Source organism: Rhodococcus sp. BS-15, assembly GCF_000813105.1.
Classification (GTDB): Bacteria; Actinomycetota; Actinomycetes; order Mycobacteriales; family Mycobacteriaceae; genus Rhodococcoides.
Genome location: NZ_BAOX01000089.1, coordinates 1 through 15,467 on the forward strand (window position 1 = coordinate 1; position 15,467 = coordinate 15,467).

The 15,467-nt window shown below is 64.1% G+C and carries 12 protein-coding genes and 2 pseudogenes; 6 read left to right on the forward strand and 8 right to left on the reverse strand.

Annotation, left to right across the window (positions count from 1 at the left end; all coding sequences use genetic code 11):
- The coding region (locus RHBS_RS12655; protein WP_128645707.1) for a S9 family peptidase at positions 1 to 900 on the forward strand (900 nt) is incomplete at its 5' end.
- Positions 894 to 1,784: an alpha/beta fold hydrolase gene (locus tag RHBS_RS12660; RefSeq protein WP_128645708.1), complete on the forward strand. Its 891-nt coding sequence runs from the start codon at positions 894 to 896 to the stop codon at positions 1,782 to 1,784. The genes RHBS_RS12655 and RHBS_RS12660, both read left to right, overlap by 7 nt.
- Positions 1,785 to 1,806: 22 nt before the next feature.
- Here the strand turns inward: RHBS_RS12660 and RHBS_RS12665 are convergent, their stop codons facing one another.
- Complete coding sequence (locus RHBS_RS12665; protein WP_121871228.1) at positions 1,807 to 2,247, reverse strand: Hsp20/alpha crystallin family protein; 441 nt, start codon at positions 2,245 to 2,247, stop codon at positions 1,807 to 1,809.
- Positions 2,248 to 2,415: 168 nt separating this feature from the next.
- Positions 2,416 to 3,585 carry a thiolase family protein gene (locus tag RHBS_RS12670; RefSeq protein ID WP_128645709.1) on the reverse strand — a complete coding sequence of 390 codons (1,170 nt, stop codon included), beginning with the start codon at positions 3,583 to 3,585 and terminating at the stop codon, positions 2,416 to 2,418.
- Positions 3,586 to 3,678: 93 nt separating this feature from the next.
- Here RHBS_RS12670 and RHBS_RS12675 point away from each other — a divergent pair, with 93 nt between their 5' ends.
- A complete protein-coding gene (locus RHBS_RS12675; RefSeq protein WP_128645710.1) occupies positions 3,679 to 4,146 on the forward strand; it encodes a helix-turn-helix domain-containing protein in 468 nt (155 codons plus the stop codon).
- A gap of 264 nt (positions 4,147 to 4,410) precedes the next feature.
- On the forward strand, positions 4,411 to 4,584 hold the full coding sequence (locus tag RHBS_RS28970; protein WP_187298466.1) for a VOC family protein: 174 nt from the start codon (positions 4,411 to 4,413) through the stop codon (positions 4,582 to 4,584).
- Between the two features lie 265 nt (positions 4,585 to 4,849).
- Here RHBS_RS28970 and RHBS_RS12680 read toward each other — a convergent pair whose 3' ends face one another.
- The 6 genes and pseudogenes from RHBS_RS12680 to RHBS_RS12705 form a co-directional block, all read right to left on the reverse strand.
- Positions 4,850 to 5,965: a fused (3R)-hydroxyacyl-ACP dehydratase subunits HadA/HadB gene (locus tag RHBS_RS12680; protein WP_128645711.1), complete on the reverse strand. Its 1,116-nt coding sequence runs from the start codon at positions 5,963 to 5,965 to the stop codon at positions 4,850 to 4,852.
- Positions 5,966 to 6,015: 50 nt separating this feature from the next.
- A complete protein-coding gene (locus RHBS_RS12685) occupies positions 6,016 to 6,960 on the reverse strand; it encodes an Hsp70 family protein (protein WP_128645713.1) in 945 nt (314 codons plus the stop codon).
- Positions 6,961 to 7,124: 164 nt separating this feature from the next.
- Entirely contained in the window at positions 7,125 to 7,412 is a 288-nt protein-coding gene (locus RHBS_RS12690) for an ANTAR domain-containing protein (RefSeq protein WP_128645712.1), read from the reverse strand.
- A 193-nt stretch (positions 7,413 to 7,605) separates the two neighbouring features.
- Positions 7,606 to 9,875, reverse strand: a pseudogene (gene topA, locus RHBS_RS12695) (type I DNA topoisomerase); the annotation flags it as partial.
- A 109-nt stretch (positions 9,876 to 9,984) separates the two neighbouring features.
- Entirely contained in the window at positions 9,985 to 10,572 is a 588-nt protein-coding gene (locus RHBS_RS12700; RefSeq protein ID WP_121872062.1) for a hypothetical protein, read from the reverse strand.
- A gap of 148 nt (positions 10,573 to 10,720) precedes the next feature.
- Positions 10,721 to 10,924 carry a cold-shock protein gene (locus RHBS_RS12705; protein ID WP_005248460.1) on the reverse strand — a complete coding sequence of 68 codons (204 nt, stop codon included), beginning with the start codon at positions 10,922 to 10,924 and terminating at the stop codon, positions 10,721 to 10,723.
- A 400-nt stretch (positions 10,925 to 11,324) separates the two neighbouring features.
- Between RHBS_RS12705 and RHBS_RS12710 the strand changes: the two genes are divergently transcribed.
- Both RHBS_RS12710 and RHBS_RS12715 read left to right on the forward strand, forming a co-directional pair.
- Entirely contained in the window at positions 11,325 to 13,694 is a 2,370-nt protein-coding gene (locus RHBS_RS12710) for a DEAD/DEAH box helicase (RefSeq protein ID WP_121872061.1), read from the forward strand.
- A 334-nt stretch (positions 13,695 to 14,028) separates the two neighbouring features.
- Positions 14,029 to 15,290: pseudogene (locus tag RHBS_RS12715) on the forward strand (alpha-hydroxy-acid oxidizing protein).
- Positions 15,291 to 15,467 lie beyond the last annotated feature (177 nt).

The window sequence follows — 15,467 nt, forward strand, 5'->3', positions numbered from 1 at the left end:
CCGCCCGAGGGCGGTTGGCCGATCGTCGTCTACGGGCACGGCACCACCGGAGTACAGGCCGATTGCGGACCCACCCTGTACCCCGACCTGCTCGGCTACCAATTCGCTGTGCAGGACTTCACCGAACTCGGCTACGTCACCGTGCTGCCCGACTACCAGGGCCTGGGCACCGGCGGCGGCACCCACCCGTACCTGGAACCGCGCACCTCGGGACACAACATGATCGACGCGGCCCGCGCAGCACACACCGCACTGCCCGAGGTATCCACCCGCTGGGCCGCTGTCGGGTTGTCACAGGGCGGCCAAGCAGCCTGGGCTGCAAACGAACTCGCTGCCAGCTACGGTCAGGGCCTCGACCTGGTGGGATCGGTGTCGCTGTCGCCGCCGACGGACCTGAAGCCGCTGGTGCAGGCCGGAATGGACGGAACCCTCACCACACCGCAGAAAGAACTGATGCCGTCCGTGCTCTACGGTGCACAGCAGGTCGACCCCACCATCGACCCGAAGAATTACAGTGGCAGCGTCGCCGAAGAGAACAACGAGCTCCTGCTCACCTGCTCCGGCGGAGACGTCGAAGGCAAGCAGCGAGCCGTCGAGGCGATGGCACCGGACGAATTCGCTGCCGACTCTGCACAATCCAAGCAACAGCTGCTCGACGTGATCGATCGCTACACACTCCCTCAGGTGCGAACCGAGGTGCCGATGTTCGTGGCCTACGGCGCGAAGGACGACATCGTGCTGCCGCAGTGGACCGCCGAGGGAGTCCGAAAGGCTTGCGCCCTGGGCGATCCGATCGTCGCGCAGGAACAGCCCGAGCAGGGTCACGACGTCAGCGACGAAGCAGCCATGCAGTTCCTGGCTGCCGTGTTCGCAGGACAATCGGTGCCCAGCACATGCTGACGACCGGCTCCGCGATGGAGAGAATCACCGAGTACACGCACGACGGTTTTGTGTTCGACGTCCTCGACCAAGGCCCGCTCGACGGCCCGATCGTGTTGCTGCTGCACGGATTTCCCGAGCGGGCATCGTCATGGTCAGCCGTGATGGCCATCCTGAACGAGCACGGATTCCGCACTGTTGCACCGGATCAGCGTGGGTACTCACCGCGGGCCCGGCCGAAGCGGCGTCGGGACTATCGCGTCGGAGCGTTGGTCAGCGATGTCGCGGCCTTGATAGAGGTGATCGGAAGACCGGTTCATCTGGTGGGACACGACTGGGGAGCGAACATCGCCTGGGTCACCGCAGGCCGACACCCTCGGCTCGTTGCGTCGCTGACGGCGTTCTCGGTTCCGCACCCGGGCGCCTTCATGACTGCCCTGCTCACCTCGAAGCAGTTCCGACTTTCCTGGTACTTCGCGTTCTTCCAGCTGCCGATCCTGCCGGAACGATGGATGACGAGACCGGGCAAGAGGGCCGAGAAGTGGTACGAGAAAAGCGGAATGAGCGAATCCGATCTCGCCCGAACCGAGGAGGAGGTCGTCGACTACGGGGCCATGCACCACGCGATCAACTGGTACCGCGGACTGCCGTTCTCGAACCCGGGCATCGGCCGTCTGCGCATCACCGTGCCGACGTCGATGGTGTGGAGTGACGGAGACACGTTCATCGGACGATCCGCCGTCGAGGGTGCGCAACGCTACGTCGATGCCCACTACACATCGACGGTGTTACCTGATGTGTCGCACTGGATTCCGACCCAAGCACCGGATGCCGCTGCTGCCGCGATCCTGACCAACGCCGAACTCGCAGTTACGCAGGGTTTCGGGTCCGATTCGTCTGCATAACTGCGAGCTCGTCGGCGCTGGATCAGCTGGTCTGGGTCTCGATGGTTCGCTGTGTGTTGTCGTGGGCGATCTCGATCTTGCGCGGCTTGGCACGGGCTGCGAGGGGAATCGTCACCGTCAGCACGCCGTTGTCGTAGGACGCCGAGATCTTCTCCGCGTCGACACCGTCACCGAGCGAGAGCTGCCGGCGATACGTTCCGGCGAATCGCTCCGACGAAAGCCACTGCACGCCATCACTGGTGGGCGCGGTGCGATGCGCGGTCAACGTGAGAGTGCCACGATCGACGTCGACATCGATCGAGCCCGGATCGACACCGGGCAGATCCGCATTGAGAACGTAGTGGTCATCGAGTTTGTACAGATCCATCGGCATGAACCTGGGTGCGCGGTCCGAACCACTGGTCGCGCCGAGCATCCCGGCAGCAATCGAGTCGAGGTCACGGAACGGATCGAAGCGAAGCACAGCAACCACCTCCTGTACGACGATGCGTCCGCCCCAGCGGCGGGCCGCCTCTCACTGTGCGAGACCCAAATTAGCACTCTCTGCCCGAGAGTGCCAAGAGGGAATTGCTACGCAGTGGTGCGATTGAGTGCCGCCCATGGCACTCGACCACACCACTGCCGCAGGCACTTACAGGCGTTCGACGATGGTGGCGTTCGACAGACCGCCCGCCTCGCACATCACCTGCAGACCGAACCGCTGCTCACGTTCAGCGAGGGCGTGGACCATCGTCGTCATGATGCGCGCACCGCTGCCGCCGAGAGGATGACCGATCGCGATGGCACCGCCGTTGACGTTCACCTTGCTCAGGTCCGCGCCGGTCTCCTTGGCCCACGCAAGCACAACAGACGCAAAGGCCTCGTTGACCTCGAACAGGTCGATGTCATTCATCGTCAGCCCGGCCTTGGCGAGCACCTTCTGCGTCGCCGGGATGACGGCGGTGAGCATCATGAGCGGATCGTCGCCGACCACGGCGAAGCTGTGCAGCCTGGCCATCGGCGTGAGGCCGAGCTCCTTCGCCTTCTCGCTGGTGGTAATCATGACCGCTGCGCTACCGTCGTTGACCTGACTTGCGTTGCCCGCGGTGATGTTCCACCCGATCTGCGGAAAGCGGGCAGCCGCTGCTTCGTCGTAGTACGCAGGACGTAATCCGGCCAGGGTCTCGAGCGTCGACCCGGCACGGATGCCTTCGTCGCGGTCGAGCTCACGGATAGCGCTGACCTCTCGCTTGAAGCGTCCCTCTTCGGTTGCCGCCGCGGCCTTCGCGTGACTGGACAATGCGAACTCGTCCATCTCGGTGCGGCTGATACCCCACTTCGCCGCGATCAATTCGGCACTGATTCCCTGTGGCACGAGACCCTCGGGGTACCTCTCGGCGAATGCAACTCCCGCAGGATCTTCGGTACCGATCATGTTGGAGCCCATCGGGATTCGACTCATGGACTCCGACCCGGCCGCTATCGCCAGATCGTATGCACCCGAGATCACGCCCTGCGCCGCGAAGTGAATCGCCTGCTGACTGCTTCCGCACTGACGATCCACCGTGGTGGCAGGCACAGATTCGGGATATCCCGCCGCCAATGCAGCGCGTCGGGTCATGTTCGACGCCTGATCCCCTACCGCGGTGACGACTCCGCCGATGACGTCGTCGATCTGGATCGGATCTATTCCGCTGCGCTGCAAGACTTCCCACAGGCTGTGGGCCATCAGGTCCACAGGATGCTCGGGATGCAAAGTGCCATTCGCTTTACCCCGTCCGACCGGGGTTCTGACTGCCTCGACGATGACTGCGTCTCTCATGACGGCTCCTTGTCCGATCGATCCGTTCCTGTCGGATCGCTGACGCCACCGTACGATCTGGCTATAGTTTTGTAAAGTCAGTAGGATCGTGACATGCCACTCAACATGGACGGCCCCCTGTCCGACCTCGGCAGCTGGACAGCCGGCGACCGCTGCTCCATCGCACGCGCGCTGTCGGTGGTCGGCACCCGATCCACCATGCTGATCCTGCGCGAGGCGTTCTACGGCACCACCCGCTTCGACGACTTCAGCCGACGCGTCGGCATCACCGACGCCGCCAGCGCAGCACGACTGAAGGAACTGGTGGACGTGGGCATCTTCGTCAAACAGCCCTACCGCCCCGACAAAGGACGGACGCGCTACGAGTACATCCTGACGAAAATGGGGGAAGACCTGCTGCCCGTCGTGCTCGGGTTGATGCAATGGGGCGACGAGTATCTACAGGACGATGACGGTCCGCTCAATGTGGTTGACGCGCAGGGAAACCCAGTGCACGTCCGCATCACCGACGACGACGGTTCGGAAGTGCCGATCAACGAACTGAGAGTGCGCATCGCGTAGCTACCGCTACTCGAATCGGAGAAGCACCCACACAGCGGGCACGGCGCGTAGCCTGCTGCTCATGGGCGATGATCGGAGTGCTGCACCGGAGGCCTATCCGCGAGCGAAGTCGCGGAAGCTACCGGGGAGCGTGGAACCAACCCAGGAGGGCCAGGCGCTGGAGTCGGACGCGTCGCTATTGGACCGCACTCCCAAGTACGATCCGAACACGGGGATAGTCCACTGAGCGAGTCATCCTGATGCGCTGGACCACAATACCCCCAGATGTTGCACCTGGACTTCCGTGTCGACACCGTCGAACAACTCGACGAAGAGCACTCGCGCGCGATCGAATTGGGTGCGCGACTGTTGCGGGATCTGCGAGATGACCCACAAGAGCCGATCCGAATCTATGCCGACCCGGCCGGCCACCCCTTCTGCATCTTCGTGGGGGGATGAACCCAGCGCACATCCACGCCCCTCACATGAATTCACGCCCGCTACAGGGGGTGTGGACTACGACGAAGGGCGTTAATGCTGCTGCATCCTGCGCATCAGCTCCCCACATTCGGATACCCGACGCCGATCGGAGTCAGAAATCCAAAACCGGGGAGCCGATCCGCGGCGAAGGCGACCACGCCCACCAACTCGCCAGTCAGCCGGGCATCGAGTGGTGTGGTCAAGTGCCGCCCGGGGCACTCAACCACACCACTGCCGCAGGCACTCAGCCCAATTGCACTGTTGCCGTAGCGCGGTGACCGAAGATTCGCTTGCCCTCGAATGTCGCGCCCAGTGAGATCACTGCAGTACGCGTCGCCTCGTCCTTGGACTTGATCTTGCCGGTGAAGACGATTTCGGCGGCCTTGTGGGTGTCCACCGGGATAGGGGTGGTGAAGCGGACGGTGTAGTCCTTCACAGCACCCGGGTCGCCGAGCCACTCGGTGATGTAACCGCCACCGACGCCCATCGTGAGCATCCCGTGAGCCAGCACGTTCTCGAGATCGATCAGCTTGGCGAACTGCTCGCTCCAGTGAATCGGGTTCGCATCGCCGGCCACGCCCGCGTAGTTGACCAGATCACCGCGGGTCAGGCGCACCGTGCGCGACGGCAGTTCGTCTCCGACGTTCACGTCGTCGAACTTCTGCGCCGGCCGACCCCGGTACTCCTCGATGATCAGCGGCTCGTGTTCCTGCGGAGTGGACAGAGTGTCGTGCTCACTCGAATCGGCACCGCTGGTATCGGTCGTCGCGCCGAACATCACCAGATTCTGCGCGGACTCGGCGATGGCCGGATCGATCTCGCCGGACCGACCGACGAGGAGCGTGGTGTACGTGGTCTGCACCAGTTCGTTCTTCTGGTTGGACACGACGTTCTTGGTGACCATCATGTCGCGACCCATGACCGTCTTGAACGAGTCGAGCGAGACATCGCACGTCAGCTGATCGCCGGCAAGGATCGGCTTCTGGAACACCAGCACCTGATCGGTCTGCAGAATCTGGCTCAGGTCGTAGCCCTCGGCGATGGACTGGAGAAGCTTCTTCTGCGCGAGGGTGCCGACCAGCGACATGAACGTCAGAGGTGCGACGAGGGCACTGTGACCCAGCGCGGCCGCGGCGTCGCCGTCCCAGTGGGCCGGATGGAAATCCTGGACGGCACGGGCGTATTCACGGACCTTCTCGCGGCCCACCTCGTAATAGTCCTCGGTGCGGTAGTGATAACCGACCATGCTCCGCGCATGTTCCGCCGGATCGAACGCCTCCCCGTCGGTTGCTGCCATACCGGACTCCGCTACCTGCTCTGCCACTGTTGTCCCACCGTCTCGTACCCCACTGTTCACCATTACCCGAGCAACCTACCCAACAACGACGTTCGTTGGCCAGGCCGGCAGGTTCAAGCCGAACGGTGTCGCGGAGTGTCCTGGTACCCCACCACACCCACCATCGAGGCGTGTTGCGACGGCGCAACGGTGGTGATCGAGGCATCACGCGGGCGTTGTCGACGCGACGCGACCGCGTCGACGGCCATCAGAGCCGCACCGTGCGCGGTGAGAGACTCCGGGTTGGCCGGCGCGACGACCGGCAGCATCAGATCACGACGAAACAGGCGCCGCAGCGTCGGGATGTTGGCGCAGCCGCCGACCATCACCAGGGCGTGCACGGCACAGGGTGCGTCGACGATGACACTGGCCACCCAGTCCTCCAACGAGCGAATGCTGCGCTCGAGGACATCGTCGAAGGTGTTGCGCCACAGCCTGACCGGACCACCGATGAAGGGTCCGGCGACTTCCGCCACCCGCAGTCGAGACAGCTGCTCGCGTGCCGTGCGGACCGACACCGTCAGTTGTGCTCGGGCGTGATCGGACGCCAACTCGTCCGCTCCGTACGTCGAGAGCAAGTAGCGTGCGACCTGCTCGTCGCAGCTGTTGCCTCCGAACAGCGTGGTGCGCACCGAACTGAAGACCGTACCGGTGACCGGGTCCGCGACGGACACCGTGGTACCGGATGCCCCGACGTCACAGACCGCGACGGTACGAGCGCCCTCGAGCTGGCCCGTGCCCCGCAGATACCGCAGCTGAGCTCCGAGTTCGGAGGCGACCAGCAGGCGATCGGCCTCGTACGTGGAGTAGGCGGACGTACGCGCGCGAGCACTTGGATCGTCGGGTACGGCCAACACGATGTCGGTTCTGTCGACCATCTGGTCGCGTGACATGGAGTCCAGCAAATCGATGGCGACCTGAAGGTGGTCGTCAGGATCGAACGAGTGAACGATGTGGGCCGACCGCACCGACTCGTCGATCGCATCGACTGCGACCCCTCGGGCAGTGGCGGAACCCACCGAAACACCAAGGACTGTTCTCATGATTCCTCGACTCGACTGGCTACTCCGACCTGCCGATAGTAGCCGTCGAACCGCCGCCTGGACAGCAATCTCCGTATTTGAATGAACTTTTGGTTTGTTTTGGGAGATATAACAAGCAGCAGGACGCGTGCAGTCGGGTCTCAGGCGACGTGATCGTAAGGATCTCGACGGTCCGCCAGCAGCGGACCCCATTCCTCCTGCGCCGACGTCATCGCCGCACAGGCGACACCGTTGGCCGAATCCATCCCACGCGCAGCCGCCACGATGGAGCGGGCAGACTGCACGAGCGAGACGTCGAAACGGAAGCTGTGCGCCGCCAGCTCGGCGAACGCATCCTCCGGACTACAGCCACGCAGCGCGATGAGAACACCCACCGCCCTGTCGATGGTCGTGCGGGTCACCGGTTCTGCTGCGGGATGGTCGGTCATCGGATACTCACCGTCTACTGGTCGATCACTCGATGGTAGCGACGCGTGAGCAGAAGTTCAGGTGTCGGAGTCGAATTCACATACCCGTCACGCGAAGGACTTGTCCAAGTATCAAAGCCGCTCGCTCACAATGGAATCAACGAATCGGAGACTATTCGACCGGATCCGCCGGCGGTTCTGCATCGGCGGTGGGCTCGGTGGGCTCCGGAACCTCGGTGGTCGGCTCGGACGGGTCCGTGGACGGCACCTCGGGTTCGGGTTCCGGCTCGGGCAGGATCTCGGTGACGTAGGGCCCGAAGCGGCCTTCCTTGGCCACGATGTCGTGACCGGTCAGCGGATCGACACCGAGCTTGCGTCCCTCTTGCGGTGTGGCGAAGAGCTTTTCGGCGAAGTCGATCGTCAACTCGTCCGGCGGGAGATCGTCGGGCAGGTTTGCGCGCTGGCTGATCGGATCGCCGTCGGGATCGTCGTCGTTCTTCACCATGCGCTCGAGGTACGGACCGTAACGGCCTACGCGCACATGGATTTCGCGACCCTCGGAGTCGTCGAACAAGCGAATCGAGTTGATGGTGCGCGCATCGATCTCTTCGAGATTCTGGCCGACCATCTTCTTCAGGCCACCGGAGCGAGCCACCGAACCCTCGGCACCGGTGTCGCCGCCGAAGTAGAAGCTCTGCAGCCAATTGCCGCGTCGCTCACGGCCTCCCGCGATGGCGTCGAGGTCGTCCTCCATGCCTGCGGTGAAGTCGAAGTCCACCAGACGCCCGAAGTGCGCCTCCAGCAACGCAACCACCGAGAACGCCACCCACGACGGCACCAGTGCACTGCCGCGCTTGTAGACGTAACCGCGGTCGAGAATGGTCTTGATGATCGACGAATACGTCGACGGCCGACCGATGCCCAATTCCTCGAGCGTCTTGATGAGCGACGCCTCGGTGAACCGTGCGAGCGGGTTGGTGGTGTGACCGTCGGGATCGAGTTGGGTTGCGGTGACGGCCTGGCCCTGAACCAGTGCAGGCAGACGAGATTCGGCGTCGTCGGACTGTCCGCCTGCCTGATCGTCGACGCTCTCCACGTAGGCCTTGAGGAAGCCGGCGAACGTGATGGTGCGACCCGACGCGGAGAAGGTGCATTCCTCGCCGGTTCCTGCCGTTCCGGTGATGCGCAGTGTCAGCGTGGTGCCGCGAACGTCGGCCATCTGCGACGCGACCGTGCGCTGCCAGATCAGCTCGTAGAGCCGGAATTCGTCGGTCTGCAGGGCCGAGTGCAACTGACCGGGCGTCTGGAAGACGTCACCGGACGGGCGGATGGCCTCGTGGCTTCCTGCGCGTTCTTGACTTTGCGGGTGTACTGACGCGGCGAGGGATGGACGTACTCCGGTCCGTAGAGCTCGGTCGCCTGGGTTCGTGCCGCCGAGATCGCCGACGCGGAGAGCGTCGTCGAGTCGGTACGCATGTAGGTGATGTAGCCGTTCTCGTACAGCCGCTGCGCGACACGCATGGTGCGCTCGGAGCTGAAGCGCAACTTGCGGGCGGCTTCCTGCTGCAGCGTCGACGTCATGAACGGCGGGTACGGCTTGCGGGTGTACGGCTTGTCCTCGGCGGACGCGACTGTCAGATCGACGCCTTCGAGAGCCTCGGCGAGGCGTCGGGCACGGGGTTCGTCCAGGACGGTCACCGCGTCGGACTTGAGCTTGCCGTCGGCCCCGAAGTCGCGTCCGGCGGCGACGCGATTGCCGTCGACATTGACCAGACGGGCACCGAAACTGCGCGGCGCGGCCTCGGCTCCGGCGTCGAGCGTGGCGGAGATGTCCCAGTACTCGGCACTGCGGAAAGCCATCCGCTCGCGCTCACGCTGGACGACGATGCGGGTGGCGACGGACTGCACGCGGCCGGCCGAGAGCTTCGGCATGACCTTCTTCCACAGCACCGGGCTGACCTCGTAGCCGTAGAGACGGTCGAGGATACGACGGGTCTCCTGGGCGTCGACCAGGTCTTGGTCCAGGTCGCGAGTATCGGCCGCAGCGGCGAGGATGGCCGGCTTGGTGATCTCGTGGAACACCATGCGTCGAACGGGGATCTTGGGGTTCAGGGTCTCGAGGAGATGCCAGGCGATGGCCTCACCCTCGCGGTCGGGGTCAGTGGCGAGATAGAGCTCGTCGGCGTCTTTGAGCAGGCTTTTCAGCTCTGCGACCTTGCCCTTCTTCTCGGGCGAGACGACGTACAGGGCCTCGAAGTCGTGGTCGACGTCCACGCCGAGCCGCGCCCAGGGCTCACCCTTGTACTTGGCGGGAACGTCCGCGGCACCGCGGGGAAGGTCGCGAATATGGCCGACGGAGGCCTCGACGACGTAGTTGCTCCCGAGGTACGGGGCGATCTTCTTTGCCTTGGTCGGAGACTCGACGATGACCAGACGACGTGGCTCGGCGGAGCTGTCCCCCGTGCCGTTGTTACGTGCTGCCACCTTGCTGCCGAACCTTCCCTAGTGCGTTTTCACAGGCAGATTTGCCTGTCCCACTACTAACAGACTGACATACGTCGGCCAAATACTCGCAGATCAGTCACAGATCGTCCTACTCGGCGCGGGGCCAATTGGTACGTGCGTCCACGTTCCGTGGAGCCTCGCCGACGTTCTCGGTGAGGCGCAACAGCCGACGTCGACCGGTGATTCTGAGGCCCGGATTGGATCCACGCGTGCCGATGAGCGTCGGCGCGATACCCGCGCGCATCAGCGACTGAGCGAGAACGGCGTGAGTCTCCGGCGCATGGGGATCCAGGCCGAGCACGTACCGCTCCCCCTCCGCCTCGGGACGACCCGACGCGAGCACCCAGGCGCGCAGTTCGCGAGAACCCGGTACCCAACCGGGCGGGACGGCTTTGACAGCGCCCTTGGTCCACAGAGACGCCAACGCGGACAGTTCGGGCACCGATGCGGTACGCACCAGTGGCCTGTCCTCTTCCGATCGACCGAGCTCCGGCGTCAGACCGCATTGCTCGATGAGTTCGGCGATGGCATCCGCGCGCCACTGCGCGTCGACAACGACGGAGATTCGGGCCGCACCCGCGGAGGTGACGACATGGCCGGTTGCAGCCAGCAGCCCACTGAGATCGGTCACCGCGGGCGGCAACGACTCGGCGGAGAAGAAGGACAGCTGGTTCACAGCATGGACATTAGGACATCGACGCCCGCGCTCACTGTTTTCGACGCTCCCCGGTGGTTCGCGGAAACGAAACATCCCCCTTTTCCACCGGACTTGTACGACCGATGAAAAAGGGGGATGACGGTTCTCGTCTCCGAAAAGAAGAGAATCAGACTGCGCGAACGCCCGTTGCCTGAGGACCCTTGGTGCCCTGGCCGACCTCGAACTCGACGCGCTGGTTCTCCTCGAGGGTGCGGAAGCCGCTGCCCTGAATCTCGGAGTAATGGACGAAGACGTCAGCGGAGCCGTCTTCTGGTGCGATGAATCCAAAGCCCTTTTCGGCGTTGAACCACTTCACAGTTCCCTGAGCCATGCTTTTCCTTCTCTTTCTAACACCGGATTCGATGGAGCGCACTTTCGGTCCATCGGGCCGGTTCCGACCGCTGCACTTTCCAACAATCCCCCACAGGATTCCCCCTGACGGACGAGCTCTTCCAGTACCGCGCCCGCAACGATAGATCCTGCGAGCGTAGAACGAACACAGAAGCTGCGACCGGCTCAAGTGAACCATGAGATTCGCGTTCGCAACAGTCGAAAGTCGACCGTTTTCGAACATTTTGTCCGTGTTGTCGAAACGGACAACCTCGGACAGGTGAAAAGCAGCTTTCACCAGGGCGCGAAGGAGCCCAGCAGGGTCCGCGCTAGCATGGGGATCCCAGGTCGCGAAGAGCCCGACGGCACTTGTAGATCGAACGAATGCATGGAGACCGGCAGTGAGCGAGGAACATCCGCACGGCGGTGCGGATGCCGGGAGTTACGGGCAGCGGTTGCTGGATCGAGTGTTGGCTGGATCGCCCGCGAGCGAAAGCCCGTTGACCCACGTCGCCGAACTGCCGGCACGGGCCTCGCAGTTCGCCTCCTGGCCGTCGTGGGTGGGCCCGGAAGTGGTGCAGGTGATCACCTCTCGTGGGATCTCACAACCGTGGACGCATCAGGCACAGGCGGCAACACTCGCGGCCGAAGGCAATCATGTGGTGCTCTCGACGAGCACCGCTTCGGGTAAATCGCTGGCGTATCAACTCCCGATTCTGACGACACTGTCCGCCGATGCCCGAGCAACCGCGCTGTATCTGGCCCCCACCAAGGCCCTCGGTGCCGATCAGCTACGCACCACGATCTCGATCACCGACGAGTTACGTTCGGTGTCAGACGAACTCGCCGAGGTGTTCCCCAGCGCGTACGACGGCGACACCCCGATCGAGATACGTCAGTGGGCCCGCGCCAATGCGCGGTGGATCTTCACCAACCCCGACATGCTGCATCTAGGCATCCTCGGCTCGCACGAGCGGTGGTCGCGGTTCCTCCGCAATCTCCGTTACGTGGTGGTGGACGAATGCCATTACTACCGCGGCGTTTTCGGATCCAATGTGGCATTGGTGCTACGGCGGTTGCGACGCCTCTGCGCACGGTACGGAGCATCGCCGGTATTCGTTCTGGCCAGTGCGACGACATCCGAACCGGGGCGAGCAGCCGGTCGCCTCATCGGAGCGCCGTGCGCGGAAGTCACCGAAGACGGATCCCCACACGGAGCCCGCACCGTCGCACTGTGGGAACCGCCGCTGCTCAAGGAGATCACCGGCGAAAATGGCGCTCCGGTAAGGAAGTCCGCGGGCGCGGAAGCGTCGCGCATCATGGCCGATCTACTGGTGGAGGGCGCGCGAACTCTGGCATTCGTGCGGTCCAGGCGCGGAGCCGAGGTGACCGCGCTGGGTACCCAGAGAATTCTCGCCGACGTCGATCCGCAATTGGTACGACGCGTCGCCGCCTATCGCGCAGGGTATTTGGCCGAGGATCGGCGCAAACTCGAATCCCATCTGTCCGACGGCACCCTGCTCGGCGTCGCCACCACCAATGCGCTCGAACTGGGCGTGGACATCGCCGGTTTGGACGCGGTGATCGTCGCCGGCTTCCCCGGCACCGTCGCGTCGTTCTGGCAGCAGGGCGGCCGGGCCGGACGACGCGGGGAGGGCTCGCTGCTGGTGCTGGTGGCGCGCGACGATCCACTCGACACGTATCTGGTGCATCACCCGGCGGCTCTGCTGGACAAGCCCGTCGAGGCCACCGTCACCGATCCCACCAACCCCTACATTCTGGCTCCGCAATTGCTCTGCGCCGCAGTCGAACTACCGATCACGTTGGCCGAGGCCGAGTCGTTGAGCGCTGAATCGGTACTCGAGGAACTCGAGCTGAAGGGCTACGTGCGCAGGCGTCCGCACGGGTGGTTCATCACGCCCGAGGGTCAGCAACTCTCACCGCACGGTGCGGTGAACATTCGCGGCGGCACCGGTGTGCAGGTAGCCATCGTCGACGGCGAGTCCGGCCGCATGCTGGGCACCGTGGACGGCGGTAGAGCTCCTGCCACCGCCCACCCCGGTGCCGTCCACATTCACCAGGGCGAGTCATTCGTGGTCGACGAACTCGATCTCGATGCCGGACTCGCACTGGTGCACGCCGAGCAGCCCGAGTGGAACACCTCGGCCCGCGAGATCACCGACATCTCGATCACCGCGGTGCACGAATCCGTCGATTACGGCGAGGCACGCGTCGCGCTGGTGCAGGTGAACGTGACGCATCAGGTCGTCGGATATCTGCGACGCTTGCTCTCCGGCGAGGTACTCGATTCGATCGAACTCGACATGCCCGCACAGACACTCGACACTCGAGCCGTCATGTACACCATCACCCCGGAGTTGTTGGAGCACAGCGGTGTTCCGTACGAACGATTCCCCGGATCGCTGCACGCAGCAGAACACGCCGCCATCGGGTTGCTGCCCCTGGTCGCGACCTGTGATCGCTGGGACATCGGTGGAGTCTCGACGGCCCTGCACCCCGACACCGGCCTGCCGACCGTCTTCGTCTACGACGGATACGACGGCGGAGCGGGATTCGCCGATCGCGGTCACGTGGCCATCGCCGATTGGCTCACCGCTACGAAAGACGCCATCGTCTCGTGCGAATGCCAAACCGGTTGCCCGTCCTGTGTGCAATCACCCAAATGCGGAAACGGCAACGATCCCTTGGACAAAGACGGTGCCGTTCGAGTGTTGACCGCAGTGTTGGCGGCCATCACTCGTGAGGGGTGATCGGCCGCCTCAGATCGGCCGCAAACGCGCGCGCACTTGCTGAACGCGCGCAAAATTGCGACCAGAACGGGGCCAATCCGCGCGCACCTGACGAACGCGCGCGCGTTTGCAAGCTCGAGGCGAGGCGCGCTGTCACCCGGATCCGGTGCAGAGCCCTGGCGAATCTCCAGCCCACCGCCGACTCGACTGTGACCGATCGATTGACAGACCGGGCGGTCGATCGGCGACGACAGCTACCAGCTCGGTCGCATGGGTGCGCCACCCTGCTCGTCGCTGCCGACACCTCGGGTGGTGTGGTGGGACGAGGATCAGCCCACAGAATCGAGACCATGACATGCCCATCCACCGGCAGATTCCCAAAGCTACCGACCTGCGCGAGGTCCTCTCGTTCAAGAAGCCCGATCTGAACCTGCGCCGACGACGCCTGAACGCCGCACTCACCATCGATGATCTGCGCACCATCGCCCGTCGACGCACCCCACGGGCTGCATTCGACTACACCGACGGCGCTGCGGACGCCGAGATCTCGCTCTCGCGTGCTCGTCAGGCCTTCCGCGACGTCGAGTTCCATCCCTCGATCCTGCGGGACGTCTCTCACGTCGACACCTCGACGACGGTGTTCGGCGGGCCCTCCGCGCTCCCGTTCGGAATCGCACCGACGGGATTCACCCGCCTGATGCAGACCGAGGGTGAGTACGCCGGGTCTGCGGCAGCCGGTGCTGCCGGAATTCCGTTCTGCCTCTCGACTCTGGGCACCACGTCGATCGAGGACGTCAAGGCCACCAATCCGAATGGGCGAAACTGGTTCCAGCTCTACGTCATGCGAGACCGCGACATCTCGTTCGGGCTGGTCGAACGCGCCGCGAAGGCAGACTTCGACACCCTCCTGTTCACGGTCGACACACCGGTCGCCGGAGCTCGCCTGCGCGACAAGCGCAACGGATTCTCCATCCCGCCGCAGTTGACCGCGTCGACGATCGCCAACGCCATTCCGCGTCCCTGGTGGTGGTGGGATTTCCTCACCACTGCCAAGCTCGAGTTCGCATCACTGTCTTCGACCGGCGGTACGGTCGGAGAGCTGCTCAACTCAGCGATGGATCCGTCCATCTCGTTCGAGGACCTCGACGTCATCCGTGAGATCTGGCCCGGCAAGCTGGTCGTCAAAGGTGTTCAATCGGTGGCAGATTCGGCCCGTCTCGCCGAACTCGGAGTCGACGGGATCATTCTGTCGAACCACGGAGGCCGACAACTGGACCGCGCTCCGGTCCCTTTCCATCTGCTGCCGCAGGTGGTGCACGAGGTCGGCTCCGACTTCGAGGTCGCCGTCGACACCGGCATCATGCACGGTGCCGACATCGTCGCTCCATCGCGATGGGAGCATCGTTCACCCTTGTCGGCCGGGCGTACTTGTACGGTCTGATGGCCGGAGGTCGCGCCGGCGTCGACCGCATGATCGAGATCCTGCGCGAAGAAATAGTCCGCACCATGCAACTGCTGCAGGCCAATTCACTTGCCGAGCTCACCCCGGAGCACGTCACTCAACTCACTCGGTTGGCCCCTCTGCAGTTCGACGCACGCACGTTCACACCACGCTGACCGTTGGAGACAGACCGTCGAGGCCGGGATTCGACGCCGGGTTTCGACGCAAACGCGCGCGCCTTCGCTGAACGCGTGCGAAATCGCCAGCCAGACGGGGAGATTTCGCGCGCACCTGGCAAACGCGCGCGCATTTGCGGATTCGACCAGCGGGCGAGCGGGCGGTTCGGGCAGTTG

Excerpts from the sequence above, each read along its gene's own strand:
- RHBS_RS12670 (WP_128645709.1), bottom strand. The coding sequence starts at position 3,585 with ATGAGAGACGCAGTCATCGTCGAGGCAGTCAGAACCCCGGTCGGACGG.
- RHBS_RS12705 (WP_005248460.1), bottom strand. The coding sequence starts at position 10,924 with ATGGCTCAGGGAACTGTGAAGTGGTTCAACGCCGAAAAGGGCTTTGGA.
- RHBS_RS12690 (WP_128645712.1), bottom strand. The coding sequence starts at position 7,412 with ATGACCGACCATCCCGCAGCAGAACCGGTGACCCGCACGACCATCGAC.
- RHBS_RS28970 (WP_187298466.1), top strand. The coding sequence starts at position 4,411 with ATGTTGCACCTGGACTTCCGTGTCGACACCGTCGAACAACTCGACGAA.
- RHBS_RS12660 (WP_128645708.1), top strand. The coding sequence starts at position 894 with ATGCTGACGACCGGCTCCGCGATGGAGAGAATCACCGAGTACACGCAC.
- RHBS_RS12680 (WP_128645711.1), bottom strand. The coding sequence starts at position 5,965 with ATGGTGAACAGTGGGGTACGAGACGGTGGGACAACAGTGGCAGAGCAG.
- RHBS_RS12675 (WP_128645710.1), top strand. The coding sequence starts at position 3,679 with ATGCCACTCAACATGGACGGCCCCCTGTCCGACCTCGGCAGCTGGACA.